At 72.1% G+C, this 17,951-nt stretch carries 11 protein-coding genes; all 11 read left to right on the top strand.

Features of this window, described 5'->3' with window-relative positions; genetic code table 11:
* Nucleotides 1-47: 47 nt before the first annotated feature.
* The 11 genes from A2CP1_RS16445 to A2CP1_RS16395 all read left to right on the top strand — a co-directional run bounded on the left by A2CP1_RS16445 (nt 48) and on the right by A2CP1_RS16395 (nt 17,723).
* Nucleotides 48-1,469, top strand: coding sequence for a YncE family protein (locus A2CP1_RS16445; protein WP_015934413.1), 1,422 nt, complete (start codon nt 48-50; stop codon nt 1,467-1,469).
* A gap of 17 nt (nt 1,470-1,486) precedes the next feature.
* The gene (locus tag A2CP1_RS16440; protein ID WP_015934412.1) at nt 1,487-3,676 is read left to right on the top strand and encodes a hypothetical protein; all 2,190 of its coding nucleotides are present in this window, start codon (nt 1,487-1,489) and stop codon (nt 3,674-3,676) included.
* A 24-nt stretch (nt 3,677-3,700) separates the two neighbouring features.
* Complete coding sequence (locus tag A2CP1_RS16435) at nt 3,701-4,270, top strand: GNA1162 family protein (RefSeq protein ID WP_015934411.1); 570 nt, start codon at nt 3,701-3,703, stop codon at nt 4,268-4,270.
* Entirely contained in the window at nt 4,242-5,435 is a 1,194-nt protein-coding gene (locus A2CP1_RS16430; RefSeq protein WP_015934410.1) for a hypothetical protein, read from the top strand. Before A2CP1_RS16435 ends, A2CP1_RS16430 begins: the two co-directional genes overlap by 29 nt.
* 176 nt (nt 5,436-5,611) lie before the next feature.
* On the top strand, nt 5,612-7,357 hold the full coding sequence (locus tag A2CP1_RS16425) for a peptidyl-prolyl cis-trans isomerase (protein WP_245529813.1): 1,746 nt from the start codon (nt 5,612-5,614) through the stop codon (nt 7,355-7,357).
* A 22-nt stretch (nt 7,358-7,379) separates the two neighbouring features.
* The gene (locus A2CP1_RS16420; protein WP_015934408.1) at nt 7,380-9,350 is read left to right on the top strand and encodes a cytochrome c3 family protein; all 1,971 of its coding nucleotides are present in this window, start codon (nt 7,380-7,382) and stop codon (nt 9,348-9,350) included.
* A gap of 8 nt (nt 9,351-9,358) precedes the next feature.
* Nucleotides 9,359-10,669, top strand: a complete 1,311-nt coding sequence (locus A2CP1_RS16415; protein ID WP_015934407.1) for a cytochrome c3 family protein — start codon at nt 9,359-9,361, stop codon at nt 10,667-10,669.
* Between the two features lie 5 nt (nt 10,670-10,674).
* Complete coding sequence (locus A2CP1_RS16410) at nt 10,675-11,568, top strand: NHL repeat-containing protein (RefSeq protein WP_015934406.1); 894 nt, start codon at nt 10,675-10,677, stop codon at nt 11,566-11,568.
* A gap of 8 nt (nt 11,569-11,576) precedes the next feature.
* Nucleotides 11,577-12,518, top strand: coding sequence for an NHL repeat-containing protein (locus A2CP1_RS16405; RefSeq protein WP_015934405.1), 942 nt, complete (start codon nt 11,577-11,579; stop codon nt 12,516-12,518).
* Between the two features lie 227 nt (nt 12,519-12,745).
* Nucleotides 12,746-13,903 carry a cytochrome C gene (locus A2CP1_RS16400; protein WP_245529811.1) on the top strand — a complete coding sequence of 386 codons (1,158 nt, stop codon included), beginning with the start codon at nt 12,746-12,748 and terminating at the stop codon, nt 13,901-13,903.
* Between the two features lie 13 nt (nt 13,904-13,916).
* Nucleotides 13,917-17,723 (top strand): Ig-like domain-containing protein, encoded by a 3,807-nt coding sequence (locus tag A2CP1_RS16395; RefSeq protein ID WP_015934403.1) that lies wholly within the window; start codon nt 13,917-13,919, stop codon nt 17,721-17,723.
* The last annotated feature ends 228 nt before the right edge of the window (nt 17,724-17,951 follow it).

Genomic DNA, 17,951 nt, shown 5'->3' with positions numbered 1-17,951 from the left:
GATGGAACGGCCCCGCGACTCATGGCAAAGTGGGCGCGGGGGTCGCCATGATCCGACATCGACGCGCCGCGCTCGCGCTGCTGCTGGCTGTCGGCGGCTCGGGGTGCTCGGCGGTGCGCGCGCGCTCCACGAACCCGGGACCGCTCGGGGCTGACGGCGAGCTGTACGTGTACCTGCAGCCGCTCGCGCGCGAGGTCGAGAACGTCACCTTCGGTCTGGCAGGGGTCGACGCCCTCGGACCGGGGGAGGATGGTGTCCAGCCGATCCGGGCGGTGCTTTCGGAGGTCGACAGGGAAGGCCATGGCCGGCAGCGGCTCCTCGCACAGGGCCGGCTCGCGGCTGGGACCTACTCCGGGTTCCGTCTCCACGTCGGCCGAGCGCGCATCGAGACGCCGGACGGCCCGTCGGACCTGCTGGTCCGCTCCGAGGCGGTCCAGGTGACCGGATCGTTCACGGTGCTGCCGGGGCGCGCCCAGGTGCTGTGGCTGATCATGCGGGAGGCGCAGCCCCCCGGCGACGAGGTCGCGTTCGCGCCGCGCTTCTCGCTGGTGGCACCGGAGGCCACCCACCCGCAGCGGCTCGGCTACTGCGCGAGCGCTGCGGACAACGCACTCATCGCCTTCGATCGATACGAGCGCCAGGTGACGGCGGCGATCGCCACGGGCATGGGGCCGGCGGGGGTCGCCATGGACGAGAGCGCGAACCTCGCGTACGTGGCGCTCTCCCTCGAGGACCGGATCGAGGTCCTCGATCTCACCAACGGCCAGGTCCGCGAGCCGATCCGGCTGCGTCCCGGCGACGGTCCGTACGACGTCGCCCTGGTCGACGGCGGTCGGACGCTGCTGACCGTGAACCGGCGCTCGAGCACGGTGTCCTTCCTGGACACCAGCGCCCGCGTGGAAATCGGCCGCGTCGCGGTGGGGGAGGAGCCCTGGTCGCTTCGGCTCGACCCACCGCGCCATCGCGCCTACGTGTTCGGACGGCGGTCGAACACGGTGACGACGCTCGATGTCACGCGCCGCGCCGCCGTCGGCTCGGCGACGACGGAGCCCGAGCCGCTCCGCGGCGACCTCGACCGGAGCGGCTCCCGCCTGTTCGTGGTCCACGCCGGCTCTGCCTACCTGTCCATCTACACGCTCCCGGAGCTCACGCCCGCGGGCCGGCTGTTCGTCGGATTGGGCGCATCGGCGATCCTGGTCGATCCGCGGACGGACCTGCTCTACGTCGCCCAGTCCGGCAGCCCCGTGCTCGCGATCTACGACCCGTTCTCGCTGGTGCCGCTCGGCGGCGTGGACGTGGGAGGTGGGGCGTCGTTCCTTGCCTTCGACGCGATGCAGAACCTGGTCTTCGCGCTCCTGCCGGAGCGGCGGGCCGTCTCGGTGATCGATCTCACCGCCCAGCGGCAGGTCGGGCTGTTCGAGGTCGGGGGCGAGCCGTACGACCTCGCGATCGTGGGGGAGCGGCGTTGAGGGGAGCGCTGCGAGCGATGGCGCTGCTGCTCGTTGCCGCTGGGCTCGGACCGCGCGCGGCCCGCGCCGATGGCCTGACCGCCGCGGCCGAGCCGATGTACACCGTCACGCGGCTCCGGCTCACCGATGCGACGGGAACCACCACCACCACAGACTCGCAGCTGCTCTCGCAGCAGTACCGCCTCGGGCTCGACAAGTCCTTCACCGAGGCCCTGCGATGGCGCGCCAACGGCACGCTGCTCCGCGACCAGCTCTGGTCCGAGACCGGCGGCACGTCGACCGACGGCACGCGCCAGGAGTGGACGCTCTCCACCGGGCTGGGCTGGGGTGGGCCGGTGCTGGGCGGCAGCTTCACCTACGACCGGGACACCGTGGACGCGAAGTCCAGCGTCGACGCGGCGGCCGGCGGCCGGCAGCGGACGCGCGTGCCGACGCTGGTCAGCGAGACCTACGGCGCGTCCGCCCGCTGGGACCCGGTGGACCTGCCCGTCGTGAACCTCCGGCTGAGCCGGGCCAACCAGTTCGACGAGACCCGCGCCGAGTTCGACACGGCCACCACGACCGCCGGCGTCACCGCGATCTACTCGCCGACGGACGAGCTGGGGCTCACCTACGCGACGACGTACAACACGACCGACGACCGGGTGGACGACACCAGCACCTGGACGCTCGGGCAGGTCGCGACCGCGACCTACCGCCGGCGCTTCTTCGGCGATCGCTCCCAGGCGTACCTCGCGTACGGGCTGCAGAGCTCGCTCTCCGAGACCCAGGCCACCTCCGCGCTCGGCACGGTCCGGACGCAGCGGCCGTCGCTCGCCGGCCTCTCGCTGGTGGAGGCGTTCCCCGACGTCCCGTCCACCGACACGCTCCAGGCGAACCCGGCGCTGGTGGACGGCAACCTTCAGGGCAGCGCAGGGCTCGACCTCGGCTTCCAGCGCACGCTGGCGGGCGACACGGCACCGCGCGATGTCGGCGTGCAGATGGGGGAGCCGCTCCAGCCGGTGAACCTCGTCCAGGTCTGGGTGGATCGCCTGCTCCCGGACGCGGTCTGGCGCGCGATCGAGTGGTCCGCCTGGCGAAGCGACGACAACGTCAACTGGGTGCCGGTGCCGCTGGACGGCGCGGTGACGTTCGGCCCGTTCCAGAACCGGTTCGAGATCCCCATCCAGCGGACCCGCTCGAAGTACCTGAAGCTGGTGACCCGCCCGCTCGCCGCCACGGTCACGACCGACGCGACGCTCGGCGCCATCCTGGTCACCGAGGTGGTCCTCTTCGAGGAGGTCTCCGCCGAGTCGGTTGCGGGTCGGACGACGACCGTGACCAACGCGGTGAACGGGACCGTCACCACGCGCCTGCTGGACTCACCGGCGCTGACGCACGATCTCAGCTTCCGGTGGGCCAAGACGGGCGGGCAGTCCGGCGCCTGGGTGGTCGCGAACGGCCTCGGGCTCCGGCAGCTCCTGAATCCCGTCACCACGCTCACCGCCCGCGTTGCGCGGACGGACAGCAGCTCGATGGGCCGGCACACCGGGCAGCTCGACTGGGGCACGTCCCTGGGCGTGAATCCGGTCCCCGCTGCGACCGCCGGCGCCACCTATGCAGGGAACTGGGCGCAACTCCCGGAGGGCGACCAGCTCCGGAACGCGGCCAGCGTCTTCGCGCGGGCAGATCTGTATCGAGGATTGAGCGTCACCGGAAACGCGGGCCGCTCCTACACCTCGGGAGCGGCCACGTCCACGCGCACCACGTTCGCCTCCGCGACCACGTCGATCGTCCCGAACCGCGTGCTGAACCTGTCGGGAACCTACGGCTACAACCGATCGCACAGCGAGACCGGGGATCGGGTGCGCGAGGTCGAGGCACAGCAGCTGACCGGGCTCGCCAGCATCACGCCGTTCCCCGCGCTGCTCGCCACCGCCGGCGCGACGCGCTCCACGCAGTCGGGCACGAGCCCCCGCCTGCTCTGGAACTATCTCCTCTCGTATGCACCGTTGCGCGGAGGAGACCTGGTATTGACGGGGCAGCATCAGGAGACCTCGGATGACGTGGCCGACACGACCACCAAGTCCACGAGTGCCAGCCTTCGATGGAACGTCCGGCCGAACGCGTACCTGGACCTCAACTACTCGAACATCGACAACCGTTCCCCCCAGAGCAGGACGAGAGCGGACTCCCTGATGCTGCACCTCTTCCTCACGCTCTCCTGAGCGCGACGCAAGCGCGAGCATGCCATGACGACCCGAACCCCGATCTCGATCTGCCTGGCGACGATGCTGCTGCTGGCCGCCTGCCGCTCCTCCGGCCGCGTGTACCACGACACCGACATGGACTTCGGCTCGATCCGGACCGTCGCGGTGATGCCCTTCTCCAACCTGACCCGCGAGGCGGCCGCTGCCGACCGCGTGCGCGAGGTGTTCTCGAGCGCGCTCCTGGCGACCGGCGGCATCTACGTGCTGCCCCCGGGCGAGGTCGCCCGCGGGATCGCGCGCGCGGGCGTGGCGCTGCCCACCAGCCCCTCCGTCGAGGAGGTGGTCAAGCTCGGCTCGGTCCTCAAGGCGGATGCGGTGGTCGTCGGGGTCGTCAAGGAGTACGGGGAGGTCCGCTCCGGGACGACGGCCTCGAACGTGGTCTCCATCAGCGCGCAGCTGCTCGAGACCTCGACCGGCAAGGTGGTCTGGTCCGGTCAGTCGACCAAGGGCGGGGTGACGCTCAGTGATCGGCTCCTCGGGAGCGGGGGGGAGCCGGTCAATCGCATCACCGAGGAAGCCGTCGATGAGCTCCTGTCGCAGCTCTTCCACTAGCGCGGCGCGGCTCCTCGCGCTCGCGGTGGCCGCCGCCGGGTGCGGCAATCCGCGGGTGCCCGTGGCCACCGCGCCCGCGCCCGCGCGCGTGGCGGTATTCCCCACGGTGAACGTCGGCGGTGGACCGGCGCCGGGCGAGGAGCTCGATCGCGGCGTCGAGGGCATCGTCGCGGGCGCAGGGCTCGAGGTGGTGCCGCGCCCCGTGCTCGAGGACTTCCTCGCCCGCCACCGCGTCCGGAACACGGCCGGCGTGGACGCGGAGACCGCGCGCGCGGCGCGCGAGGAGCTGGGGGTCGACGCGGTGGTGCTCGTCTCGGTGGGCGCCTACCAGCCGCAGGCACCGCCGCGGCTCGCCGTCACGCTCCGCCTCGTGTCCACCGGGGAGCCGCCCCGGATCCTCTGGATCGACGGGGCGGTGCGCGCCGGCGACGAGCAGCCGGGGCTGCTCGGCCTCGGCGTCATCCGCGATCCCGCGCGCGTCCAGCGCATCGTGCTCGACCGGCTCGGCCGCTCGCTCCGCGCGTACCTGCGCGGCGGCGCGCGGGCCGGGACCTGCGAGCCCGAGCGCCGTTTCGGTCCGCGGCTGGTGTTTCGCTCGCCCCGGTTGGGCGAGGGGCCGTTCAAGGTGGCGGTCCTGCCGTTCGTGAACGAGACTCGGCGGCGGAGCGCGGGCGACGCGGCGGCGCTCGAGCTGGTCCGACAGCTCTCGGCCTCGCCGGCGGTCGAGGTGGTCGAGCCGGGAGTGGTCCGGTCGGTGCTGCTCGAGAACCGCCTGATCATGCCAGGCGGCGTCTCGCTGGACGTGGCGAGCACCGTACTCGACAAGCTGGACGCGGACCTGGTCGTCGCCGGCATCGTGCGGCGGTACGAGGACGGCGGCGGCGCGTCTTCGGACGCCGCGCGCGTGGAGCTCGCGGTCCAGGTGCTCGACCGCGCGCACGAGGTCGTCGCGTGGAGCTCCGTGTCACAGGGGGACGGCGGCAGCGGCGTGTGGTGGTTCGATCTCGGCAGGGTCCAGAACTCCGCCGACCTCCTGTGCCGCGTGGCAGCGTCGGTCGTCGACCGCATGGACCTGGAGGTCGCGCGCGGCTCCGGCGGCGCCGACGCCACTCCCCAGCGCAGCCGGCTCACCGGTTCGCTGCGGCGCGTCCACGGGGCGCCATGACGGTCGAAGACGCGTTCGCCGACAGTCGCTGCGGGAATCCGTGGCGCGGCGCAATGGTTGCGCCGAGGCGTTTCAATGGTTCGGAAAACACAACCGAATTTCCATGTCTTACATCGAGCTCACGAGGCACAACCGTTGCACCGAGGTCGGCCGCCCACATGACCATCCCGCACGACATGCCCCGCTCCCTGTTGCTCGCCGTCCTCGTCGCGTTTGCCGCGCCCCAGGTCGCCTCGGCGGCGGAGCCGGCGAAGCCTGACGCCGCGCCCAAGGCGGCCGATCCCTCGCCTGCCTCGAAGCCGGCAACCACCGCGCCCGAGCCCATGGCGGCGCGCATCGAGGCTCCCCTGTTCTCGCCGCTGTTCGCGCAGACGCCGGTGGCGCGCATCGACGATCAGGTCGTGCGCCTGGCGGAGCTCCAGGAGGCGCTGGCCGCGACGCACGATGAGCGGAAGGCGGGCGCCGCGACGTCGCCGGACTTCAAGGCCGTGCTCCAGCGGCTCATCGACTCGCGGCTCCTGATCATGGAAGCGCGCGAGATGGGGCTGGACGAGCTGCCCGAGCTGAAGGAGCAGCTGGCGGTCTTCAAGGACGTGACGCTGCGCGAGACGCTCCAGCAGCAATTGACGAAGGACGTCAAGCCGGACGCGCTCGAGGTCGAGCGCGTCTACAAGGAGTCGGTGCGGCGCTGGAAGGTGCGCTCGCTCCTCTTCCGGCAGGAGGAGGACGCCGCCGCGGTGAAGCCGGCGCTTGCCGGCGGCAAGGGCTTCGCCGAGCTGGCGAAGCAGCTCATCGCGGAGAAGAAGGCCGAGGGCACCGGGGAGCCGGAGGTCCTGCCCCCGGATCAGACGCTGCCGGCCGTCGCGGCGGCGCTCAAGCCGCTGCAGAAGGGCGAGGCCACGACGCCGCTCAAGCTGCAGAACGGCTTCGCGGTCCTGTACGTGGAGGACATCGTCTATCCGAGCGATCCGGCGAAGCGCGCCGAGGCGGAGAAGGCGTCCGTCGATCGGCAGAGCGGCCAGCTTCTCACGGCATTCCGCAAGGAGCTGGATCGCAAGTACGTGAAGATCGACGAGGCCCTGCTCCGGAAGATCGACTTCGACGCGCCGAAGCCGGGGTTCGCCGTGCTCGTGAAGGACAAGCGGCCCATCGTCCGGATTGCCGGCGAGGCGCCCATCACGGTGGGGGACCTCGCCAACGCGGTCGGCGAGAAGTTCTTCCATGGCGTGGAGAAGCCGCAGCAGGAGAAGCGGGTGGACAAGCTCAAGCGGCCGCGCCTGGACGGGCTCATCTACAAGCGCGTGTTCACGAAGGAGGCGCGGGTCCGGAAGCTCGATCAGTCCGAGGAGTACCTGCGGGCTGTCGAGGACCAGGAGAACTCGATGGTGTTCGGCACGTTCGTGCAGCGCGTGCTGGTCCCGGACGTCTCCCTCAAGGACGAGGATCTCCGGGCGTACTACGACGGCCACCGCGACGAGTTCACCTCGGCGCCGCTGTACCGCCTCGAGCAGGTCGCCTTCGCCGACATGAAGGGCGCCCAGCGGGCGGCCGAGCGGCTCGCCCGCGGCACCGACTTCAAGTGGCTCAAGGCGAACGCCGAGGGGCAGCTCCCGCCGGCGCAGCGCGCGCTCGACTTCGAGGGACAGCTCCTCTCCGCCAAGGGGCTCCCGGAGGATCTCGCGGGGGCGCTCGGGTCGGCGCAGGTCGGCGACTACCGCCTGCACCAAGGGCCGAGGGGACAGGGCTACGTGGTGCTGGTCGTGTCGCGCACCGAGCCGCAGGTCCAGCCCTACGCAGAAGCCAGGCCCGACATCCAGAAGAAGCTGTTCGGACAGGCGCTGAACCGCGCGGTGACCGACTGGGCCGCGAAGCTGCGTGCCGCGCACGAGATCGAGACGTTCATCACCCGCATCGGCAACTGAGGCGGGGTCCTCCACCGAGGGAATGGCCGTGACGCGCACGACGAGACTCTGGCGGATCCTCGCGCTGGCGGCGTTCACCGCCGGCGTGCTCCTGGCGCCTGCGGACGGCGGCGCCGCCGAGCGAAAGTTCAAGCGGAAGGAGTGCCTCGACTGTCACACCGAGGAGGCGAAGAAGTTCTCCGCCTTCCGGTACAGCCACGAGGCGGTGAAGAAGGGCGAGTGCGAGGCCTGCCACCAGCGCCACGGCATCGTCCCGAAGCTCCTGCTGAAGGAGAGCGGCAACAGGCTCTGCTACTCGTGCCACAAGCCGGCGTCCATCGGGATGGACCAGCCGAACGTGCACGCGGTCCTGAAGACCGGGTCGTGCACGCAGTGTCACGCCGTCCACGGCTCCAACGCCCCCCACATGCTGAAGGCGGAGGGGAGCGCCGTCTGCTGGGAGTGCCACGATCGCAAGGCCTTCGAGCGCAAGAACGTGCACCCGGTGCTCGCCAAGGAGGGCTGCGGCGCCTGCCACGCCACGCACGCCTCGGCGCAGAAGGCGCTCCTCAAGGCCGAGGAGGGGCAGCTCTGCGTGAAGTGCCACGCGCCCACCTCCGGCGGGTTCGCCAAGGCGCACGGCGGGTATCCGGTCGCTGGAAAGCGCTGCAGCGCCTGCCACGAGCCGCACTCCTCCGACCAGCCGAAGCTCATGAAGGCGTCGGTCCACTCGGCGCTGTCCGGCGGCTGCGACCAGTGCCACGCGGCGCCGAGCAGCCCGAAGCCGTTCGCCGTGCAGGCGGCGGGTGGCAAGCTGTGCGCCAACTGCCACGACGCGAAGGACGTCACCAAGGGCCAGAAGGTGGTCCACGCGCCGGTGCGCAAGGAGGAGTGCGGCGCCTGCCACGACCCGCACGCCTCGAACAGCCCCGCCATGACCCGGGCTGCCGGCGCCGCGCTCTGCACCGGGTGCCACGCAGGCAAGGACGCCAAGAAGCTGGTCGCGCACAAACCGATGTCGGGGCCGAAGGCCTGCCTCGGCTGCCACCAGCCGCACTCGGCGCCGGTGAAGGGACTCCTCGCGACGGAGGTCTCGAAGGGCTGTGCCACGTGCCACCCGAAGGTCGCCGAGGAGGGCAAGCGCAAGGTCGTCCACGTGCCGTTCAAGGACGGTGACTGCGCCACCTGTCACGACCCGCACGGTTCGGACTTCCCGGGCATGATGGCGTCGCGCCAGGACAAGCTGTGCTTCGGGTGCCACGCCGACGCCGAGACCCGGTTCGTGAAGGCACACACCCACAAGCCGGTGCTCGAGGGCAAGTGCAGCGCCTGCCACGCCGGCCACTCGACCGACCGGCCCAAGCTGCTGAAGACCGACGGCGCCAAGCTCTGTCAGGGATGCCACGGCGAGCTCATGAAGCTCGCCTCCGCGGGCGTGGTCCACAAGCCGTTCGCGGAGGGCGCCTGCCTCACCTGCCACGATCCGCACGGCGCGAACGCCGGCGGGATGATCGTGAAGGACCAGAAGGCGCTCTGCCTCTCCTGCCACGCCAAGGTGGCTGCGAGCTCCGACTCGGCCAAGAGCGTCCACGCCGCGTTCGCGTCGGGGGAGTGCACCAAGTGCCACAACCCGCACGGCGCCAAGCTGAAGGGCCTGCTCAACGCCTCCGGCCCGGACCTCTGCTTCTCCTGCCACACGAAGCAGAAGGAGAAGATGGCCGGGGAGACGAGGCACGCGCCCGCGGACGACTGCCTCTCCTGCCACTCGCCCCACCAGTCGGCGCAGCCGAAGCTCACCAGCGAGCCGGTGCTGGCGCTCTGCGAGCAGTGTCACGACGTGAAGGCGCCGCAGTTCTCGACCCGCCACGCCGGCATCGACGCGAAGGTCATGCACTGCGTCGCCTGCCACGACCCGCACTCGTCCAAGGACCCGAAGTTCCTCAAGACGGCGGTCCACCCGCCCTTCGCTGCGCGCCAGTGCGACAGCTGCCACCTGCCGGTGGGCGGCAAGTGAGAGGACCCATGCGCTCGCGAACCGCTCTCCTCCTCGTGTTCCTCGCCGCGGCCGGCCCGGCGCTGGCCGCGCCCAAGGCGCCGCCGGCGAAGGCGCAGCCCGCCGCGGCCGCGCCGAAGCAGGGCAACCCGTACCGCCTGAAGACCGGCGCCGAGGGCAAGCTCTGCCTCGACTGCCACGCCGACTTCGAGCAGAAGCTCGCGCAGAAGTCGGTGCACACGCCCGTCCGGACGCGCGACTGCGTCGGCTGCCACAACCCGCACGCCTCGGACCACGGCAAGCTGCTCGCGGACACCGGCGGCCAGATCTGCGCCCGCTGCCACGGCGGCATGGTCCCCGCCTCGGCGAAGAGCCTCCACGCGCCGGTGAGCGAGGGCAAGTGCGCGAGCTGCCACGCCGCGCACGCCTCCAACTTCAAGAACAACCTGCTGAAGGGCGGCGCGGAGCTCTGCGCCGGCTGCCACAAGAAGCTGGTGGACGGCATCGTCGCGGCCAAGGTGAAGCACAAGCCGGTCGAGAACGACTGCGCCACCTGCCACGACGTCCACGGCTCCGCGACCTCGCCGAGCCTGCTCAAGAAGGACGCGCCGGACCTCTGCGTCGGGTGTCACCGCCCGGACGGCGCCATCTTCCTCAAGAAGCACATGAACTACCCGGTGGGAAAGGCGCGCTGCACGACCTGCCACGATCCGCACGGCTCGAGCAAGCCGGGCATGCTCTACGATCACGTCCACCCGCCGGTCGCGCGCGGGCAGTGCTCGCAGTGCCACGAGCCGCCCGGCTCGCCCAACCGCTTCAAGCCGAAGCAGGCGGGCGTCGAGCTGTGCAAGCTCTGCCACACCCCCAAGATCGGAGAGTTCACCGCCAAGGCGCGGGTGCACCGCCCGGTGCTGGAGGGCGACGCCTGCCTGACCTGCCATGGGCCGCACGCGTCGAAGCAGGCGGGCCTGCCGCGCGCGAACCTGACGGTGGTCTGCGGCGAGTGCCACGCGGACACCATCAAGCGGCAGAAGCTCTCGCCGGCGAAGCACGAGCCGGTGGGCGCCGGCGAGTGCGGGGCGTGCCACGATCCCCACTCGTCCGACTCGCCGCTCATGCTCACCGGCGCCAACCGGGTCGAGATGTGCGGCAAGTGCCACGACTGGCAGCGCCACTCGTCCCACCCGATCGGCGAGAAGGTGAAGGACCCGCGCAACCCGAACCGGACGGTGGACTGCTTGAGCTGCCACCGCGCTCACGGGACCGAGTACGCGCAGATGCTGCCGTTCCCGACGACCACCGACCTGTGCACGAAGTGCCACGAGTCGTTCAAGAGGTGACGCCCGTGTCGAGAGCGATCGTGTTCCAGTCGGTGTTGGGGCTCGCGATGGCGTTCGGGCCGGCCGTCGCGGCCGCCCAGGCGTTTCGCCACCAGTCCACCGTCTACTCGGATCCGAAGGAAGCCCAGCTCCGCCGGCCAGAAGGCGTGGCCTGTGGCGCGAGCGGTGCCGTCGTGGTCGCCGACACCGGCAACGCCCGGCTGCTGCTGTACACCTACCGTGACGGTGCGCTGACCGGCGGCACGCAGGTGAAGCTCGCCCAGGTCCCGTACCCGTACCGCGTGCAGCTCGACCCCAAGGGCGAGGTGCTGGTCCTCGACGAGAAGCTGCGCAAGATCGTGCGGCTCGACGCCAAGGGCGCCTTCCTCGGCAACGTCGGGCTGGAGGGCGCGCCGGCGGGTGCGCTGCCGGGCAGCTTCAAGGTGGACGGCGCGGGCAACCTGTACGTGCTGGACGTCCTGGGTCCCCGGGTGCTCGTGGCAGATCCCTCCGGCAAGGTGACGCGGCAGCTGGAGCTGCCCCGGGACGGCGCGCAGTTCACCGACGTGGCGGTGGACGGAGCCGGCACGATCTTCGCCGTGGACGCGGTAGGCGCCGCGATCTGGAGCGCCGACAAGGGCGCCACCGCGTTCAAGCGCCTGACCGAGTCGCGCAAGGACGTGATGAGCTTCCCCACCTACCTGGCATTCCACCAGGGCAAGCTGTACGTGGTGGACCAGCACGGCAGCGGGATCGCCATCCTCGCCGCGGACGGCTCGTTCCAGGGGCGTCAGCTCGCGCTCGGCTGGAGCCCTGGCCTGGTCTACTACCCGGCCCAGATCTGCTTCGCGCCGGACGGGGCCGTGTTCGTGGCCGACCGCGGCAACGACCGCATCCAGGTGTTCGACACCAGCCGGTGAGGAGGCGCGTGGGCCGCACCGCCGTCATCGTCGCAGTGCTGGCGCTGGCGCTCCCCGGGGCGGCCCGGCCCGGGGAGGCCGCACACGGCGAGGGAGACGCCCGGCGCCCCGTGTCGCTGGCGTACCTCTACGACGTGGCGGCGCTGGACGGGCCCATCGCCATGAGCTGGGCGACGCTCGGCTACGACGCCGCGCGGCGCGAGCTCTACGTCATCGCCCCGGGCGAGGGGGTGCGCGTCTTCAACCGGACGGGCGTCGAGGTCTACCGGTTCGGCGACGAGGGCCAGCTCGGCTGGGTGCGGGGCGTCGCGGTGATCGAGAGCGGCGACCTGCTGCTGCTGTCCGAGCGCGACGGCACGCGCGTGCTACGGACCGACTTCCGGGGCAGGCAGACCGGGGAGCTGCGGCTCGAGGTGCCGAAGACGCTGGGGGACTTCGCGCCCAGCAGGCTCGCGTACCGGGACGGGCTCGTGTATCTGGCCGACACGTCCAGGCTCAAGCTGCTCGTGACCGATCTCAAGGGCGCCACGGTGCGCGCGGTGGACCTCGCGCCTCTGGCGCTGGGGGGCGCGGCGCCCGACGGCAACCAGATGCACGGGTTCAGCGTGGACCCGCGCGGCAACGTCCTGTTCACCATCCCCACCGAGTTCCACGCGTACATCCTCGCGCCCGATGGGACGCTCCGGGTCTTCGGCCGGCGCGGAAGCCGCCCCGGCATGTTCAACGTGGTGGGGCCGATCGTGGCGGACGAACAGGGCACCGTCTTCGTGGCGGACCAGCTCCGGCGCGTGGTGATGGTGTTCGGGCCCGATCTCGAGTTCGTCGGCGAGTCCGGCGGCGGCGAGGCAGGGCTGGTCATCCCGAGCGAGATGGCGGTCGGCAACGGCGTGCTCTTCGTATCGCAGGGAGGAAACCGGGGCGTCAGCGCGTTCCTGGTTCATGGCCGCTGAGCGCGGCGACGATGGGTGCGGAACGCTGCGACGTCACGCGGTCGCGGGGCGCAGGCGAACGATGGTCGGACAGGAAGCCGCAGGACGGCGGCAGAGGGATCGTGTCAGCGTCGAGGCGAGTGCCAGGGGTTCGTCGACTCGCGGCCGCAGCGGTCGCGCTGCTCGCGGCAGCGCCGGCCCTGGCGTTCCATTCCGGCGGCGCCGCCCGCTGCGAGGGCTGCCACACGATGCACGGCAGCGCGACCAAGACCTCGGGCTCGGCCCTGGTCCAGGGTGCCGACGCGAGCTCCACGTGCCTCCTCTGCCACGCGGGCGTGTCCTCCGCGCCGCACTCCGTCCTCTCGCTCTCGGTCCAGCCCGGCGCCGCGCCGCTCAACATGACGCCGGGCGGCGACTTCGCGTGGCTCACGAAGTCGTGGTCCTGGGCCGGGACGGCGGGGCTCGAGACGAGCCCGGGCGACGCCCACGGCCACAACGTGGTCGCGGCCGACTACGGCCGCTTCGCCGATCCCAGGCACCCCACGGCGCCCGGGGGCAGCTATCCGTCGAACCAGCTCTCGTGCATCAGCTGCCACGATCCGCACGGGAAGTACCGCGTCCGGGAAGGCGGCGTCGTGGCCACCGGCGGCGCGCCCATCGTCGCATCCGGCTCGTATGGCGACCGCACCGCGTTCGCGACGCCGAGCCAGACCACCGCCATCGGCACCTATCGCATGCTGGCGGGCGTCGGCTACCAGCCGCGGACGCTCGGCGGCGTGAACGCATTCTCGGCGGATCCGCCGGTGGCGCTCGCACCCGGGGCGTACAACCAGGGGGAGCGGATCGCGGACGTCCGGGTGGCGTACGGCAGCGGCATGTCCGAGTGGTGCGGCAACTGCCACGGCGCGATCCACACGCCCGCCAACCCGACGCGTCCCGGGGAGTTCATGCACCCGTCGGGCAGCAGCGCCAAGCTCGGGATGCTCGCCAACGTGTACAACGCCTACGTGAAGACCGGTGACCTCGGCGGGAGCTACGCGCTCGCGTACACGTCGCTGGTGCCGTACGAGGAGGGGACGGCCGACCGGGCGACGCTCGCGGCGAGCACGTCGAGCGACGGCATGGTGCGGACGGGGCCGGTGCGCGGGCAGGAGAACGTGATGTGCCTCTCCTGCCATCGAGCGCACGCCTCGGGGTGGGACGGGTCGCTTCGCTGGAACGTGAAGAGCGAGTACGTCGTGGCTGGGGGGCAGTGGCCGGGGATCGACGCCATCGGGGAGGCCGGGCGGGCGGCGGTGGCCCAGGGACGCACGCGGGCGGAGACGCGCGGGGCGATGTACGACCGTGAGCCGACCGCGTTCGCCAGCTTCCAGACCAGCCTCTGCAACAAGTGTCACGCAAAGTGAGTGCGGGGATCGCATGAGCGCGCCGGCGAGACGAGCGGGGACGTGGCTTCGGCGCGCGGGCGCGCCGGTGGCGGGCGCCGCCGCGCTGGTGCTGCTCCTCGCCTGCGGCGGCGGCGGCGGCTCGAGCTCCTCCGGGAAGGGCTACCCGCAGCCGTCGCCCAAGGGGCGGGTGCTCGGCCTCTCCTCCGCCGCGACCATCGGCGCCCAGGGCGGGACCCTCGTCTCGCCGGACGGCCTGCTCACGATCGCGATCCCCGCGGGCGCGGTGGCGTCGCCGGTGGCCTTCACCGTCGACGAGATCACCAACACCGCCCCCGGCGCGCTCGATCCGGCCAAGGCCTACCGCCTCGGCCCGGAGGGGACGACCTTCTCGGCCCCGGTGAGCCTCACGTTCGTGGCCGCGGCGCCGGGCGCGCCGCTCGACGGCATCGCCGTCGCGTACCAGGAGCGGCAGGGCTTCTGGCTGCGGTACCGCGACCGCGACGTCGCCCGTGATCTGGCCGCCGGCACGGTGACGGTCGCCTCGCTGCACTTCAGCGACTGGAGCCTCGTCGGGAGCTCCACGCGCGACCTCGACGGCGTCGTCACCGTCGACTCGACCCTCGGCAAGACGTACACCGCGACCGGCAACCTCGCGCTGAACTACGCGGCCGAGGACGCGGGCGGCGCCTACTTCCTGCAGTGGGGGACGCTCGCGCTCGACTCCACGACCGTGACGGCCCCCGACGTCGCCTGCACCGCGGCGGACCCGGCCTTCGAGCTCGACGCGACCATCGCCGAGGTGCTCGGATCGCGCGCGTTCCGCTTCGGCATCACCGCGCGCTGGCCGCTCTCGTGCAGCTACGCCGGTGGCGCGGCGTACGACGAGCTGCTCTCGCTCCAGTTCGACACGCTCGGCATCTACCACCCGACCTGCAAGCGGACGCTCGCCGCCGGCTCGGTGATCTCGCAGGATCGCCTGCAGGGCCAGTACACGCTGGACTGCTCCACGGCCGGGGCGGTCCAGCTGACCTGGGACCTGACCACCGCCGCGATGCGCGTCCCGGTGGCGATGGACGACTCGGTGACGGTGTCCGAGGGCTCGTTCGTGGTGGTGAACGTCCTCGCGAACGACACCGTGGCCGATGGCGTGGCAGGCCTGACGATCCTCGCCGGCCCGGCGAACGGCACCGCCGTGCTGAACCCGGACCGGACCGTCACCTACACCCCTACGCCTGGCTACTTCGGCCCGGACACGTTCACGTACCAGGTGACCGACTCCGACGGCCAGACCGGCTCGGCGACCGTGTCGGTGACGGTGACGGCCGTGGACAGCGGCTCGCCGGTGGCGGTGGACGACGCGGTGACGACGCTCGAGGACACCGCGACCACCGTGAACGTGCTCGCCAACGACACGGTGCAGGACCCGCCCGCCACGGTCGCCATCGCGACCGCGCCGGGGAAGGGCACCGCCACGGTGAACGCCGACGGGACGATCACGTACACGCCGTCCGCCAATGCCTTCGGCGCGGACGCGTTCAGCTACCAGGTGAGCGACTACGACGGGCAGGTCGCGACCGCGACGGCCTCGGTCACGGTGACCGCGGTCGATGATGGGCCGCCGGTGGCGGTGGACGAGGCGGTGACGCTCGCCGAGGGCGGCGTGGTCGTCATCGGCGTCCTCGCCAACGACACGGTGGTGGACGGGGTCTCCGCGCTCGTGGTGACCGCCGGGCCGGCCGGCGGCACGGCGGTCGTGAACGCCGACCACACCATCACGTACACGCCAGCCCCGGCGTTCAACGGCGCGGACGCCTTCACCTACCAGGTGACCGACGGTGACGGCCAGACCGCCAGCGCGACGGTGAGCATCACGGTCACGGCCGTCGACAGCGGCGCGCCGGTCGCCGTGGCGGACTCGGCGTCGACGCCGGAAGGCTCCGCCGTGGTGGTGCCGGTGCTCGCGAACGACACCGTGCTCGACCGGCCGGCCACCGTGACGGTGATCGCTGCGCCGGCGCACGGGAGCGCCGTCGCGAACGTGGACGGCACGGTGACGTACACGCCAGCTGCGGGGTGGAACGGCGCCGACGCGTTCACCTACCAGGTGGCCGACGCGGACGGACAGGCCTCGTCCGCATCGGTGAGCGTCACCGTGGCGCCCGTGGACAGCGGCGCGCCCGCGGCGGTGGCGGATGCGGCGACGACGCTGGAGGGGACCGCCACCACCGTCGCCGTGCTGGCGAACGACACGGTCCAGGATCCGCCGGCCACGGTCACCGTGCTCTCGTCGCCGGCGCACGGGACCGCGGTGGCGAACGCCGACGGCACGGTGACGTACACGCCGACCCCGGGGTGGAACGGTTCGGACGCGTTCACGTACCAGGTGGGCGACCTCGACGGGCAGACCGCCAGCGCGACCGTGACCATCACGGTCACCGCCGTGGACAGCGGCGCGCCCGTGGCGGTGGCGGACGCGGCCTCCACGGCCGAGGGCACCGCCGCGGTGGTCGCGGTGCTGGCGAACGACACCGTGCAGGACCTCCCGGCCACGGTGACGGTGCTGTCGGCGCCCGCGCACGGGACCGCGGTGGCGAACGCGGATGGAACCGTGACCTACACGCCGGCGCCGACCTGGAACGGCTCCGACGCGTTCACCTACCAGGTGGCCGACCTCGACGGTCAGACCGCCTCGGCCACGGTGAACGTGACGGTCGCGCCGGTGGACAGCGGCGCGCCCGTGGCGGTGGCGGACGCGATCACCACTGGGGAGGGCGTCGCAACCCTCGTCGCGGTGCTCGCGAACGACACCATCGCCGATCTTCCCGCGACCGTGACCGTGCTGACGCCTCCGACGTACGGGACCGCCATCGCGAACGCCGACGGGACGATCACGTACACGCCGGCCTCGGGCTGGAACGGCGCGGACGCGTTCACCTACCAGGTCGCCGACCTCGACGGGCAGACCGCCACGGCGAACGTGACCGTGGCGGTGACGCCGGTGGACAGCGGCGCCCCCGTCGCGCTCGCCGACACCGCGAGCACGGCGGAGGGGAGCCCGGCCATCGTGCCGGTGCTCGCGAACGACGTCGTCCTGGATCTCCCGCCCTCCGTCACGATCGCGTCGGCGCCCGTCCATGGCACGGCGGTGGCGAACGCGGACGGCACCGTGACCTACACGCCCGCGGCGGGCTGGAACGGCACCGACGTGTTCACGTACCAGGTGGCCGATCTCGACGGGCAGGCCGCCCAGGCGGACGTGACGGTGACGGTGACGCCGGCGGACAGCGGCGCGCCGGCAGCGGTGGCGGATGTGGCGACGACCGCGGAGGACACGCCGGCCGCGGTGACGGTCCTCGCGAACGACACCGTGGCGGACCCGCCCGCCACGGTGAGCCTCCTGGGCGCGCCCGCACATGGAGCGGCCACGGTGCAGGCGGACGGCAGCATCCTCTACACCCCGGCCGCGAACTGGTTCGGCGACGACGCGTTCACCTATCAGGTGTTCGACCTGGACGGGCAGGTCGCGTCCGCCGCGGTGTCGGTCACCGTTTCGCCGGTCGACGACGGCCCACCCGTGCCGGTGGACGACGCGGCGCCGGTGCCGGTGGACACCCCGACGATCATCGCCGTCCTCGCGAACGACACCGTCGTCGACGGGGTCGCCTCCGTCATCCCGGGCGCGCCGGCGAACGGGACCGCGGTCGCCAACGCCGACGGGACCATCACCTACACGCCCAACGCCGCGTATGCCGGCGCCGATGCGTTCACGTACCAGGTCACCGACACCGACGGCCAGTCGGCGACGGGCACCGTCTCCATCACCGTCACCTCTCCCTGAGATCGCGATCGAGCGGTCGCCGCCCGTGCCGGCGGGACCGGAGCGGACGCGACGCCACCGATGGACGGCACATGCGGGGCCGTGGGCCGGCCCCGGCACGTAGATCGAGGGCACGGAGGTGCGGAACCCGTGCTGCAGCGCGAAGTGCACCACGTCCGCGCGGAGCGACTCGACCAAACCGTCGGACGGCGGGACGCGGACCGGCATCCACCGCACCACGGCGCGAGC

Origin of the sequence: Anaeromyxobacter dehalogenans 2CP-1, from assembly GCF_000022145.1 — a bacterium.
Lineage (GTDB): Bacteria > Myxococcota > Myxococcia > Myxococcales > Anaeromyxobacteraceae > Anaeromyxobacter > Anaeromyxobacter dehalogenans.
This window is presented reverse-complemented; position numbering and strand designations above follow the sequence as displayed.

What these genes read in the sequence shown, in the direction of transcription:
- A2CP1_RS16430 (WP_015934410.1), top strand. Translation starts at nt 4,242, where the DNA reads ATGAGCTCCTGTCGCAGCTCTTCCACTAGCGCGGCGCGGCTCCTCGCG.
- A2CP1_RS16420 (WP_015934408.1), top strand. Translation starts at nt 7,380, where the DNA reads ATGGCCGTGACGCGCACGACGAGACTCTGGCGGATCCTCGCGCTGGCG.
- A2CP1_RS16425 (WP_245529813.1), top strand. Translation starts at nt 5,612, where the DNA reads ATGCCCCGCTCCCTGTTGCTCGCCGTCCTCGTCGCGTTTGCCGCGCCC.
- A2CP1_RS16435 (WP_015934411.1), top strand. Translation starts at nt 3,701, where the DNA reads ATGACGACCCGAACCCCGATCTCGATCTGCCTGGCGACGATGCTGCTG.
- A2CP1_RS16395 (WP_015934403.1), top strand. Translation starts at nt 13,917, where the DNA reads ATGAGCGCGCCGGCGAGACGAGCGGGGACGTGGCTTCGGCGCGCGGGC.
- A2CP1_RS16415 (WP_015934407.1), top strand. Translation starts at nt 9,359, where the DNA reads ATGCGCTCGCGAACCGCTCTCCTCCTCGTGTTCCTCGCCGCGGCCGGC.
- A2CP1_RS16440 (WP_015934412.1), top strand. Translation starts at nt 1,487, where the DNA reads ATGGCGCTGCTGCTCGTTGCCGCTGGGCTCGGACCGCGCGCGGCCCGC.
- A2CP1_RS16400 (WP_245529811.1), top strand. Translation starts at nt 12,746, where the DNA reads ATGCACGGCAGCGCGACCAAGACCTCGGGCTCGGCCCTGGTCCAGGGT.
- A2CP1_RS16445 (WP_015934413.1), top strand. Translation starts at nt 48, where the DNA reads ATGATCCGACATCGACGCGCCGCGCTCGCGCTGCTGCTGGCTGTCGGC.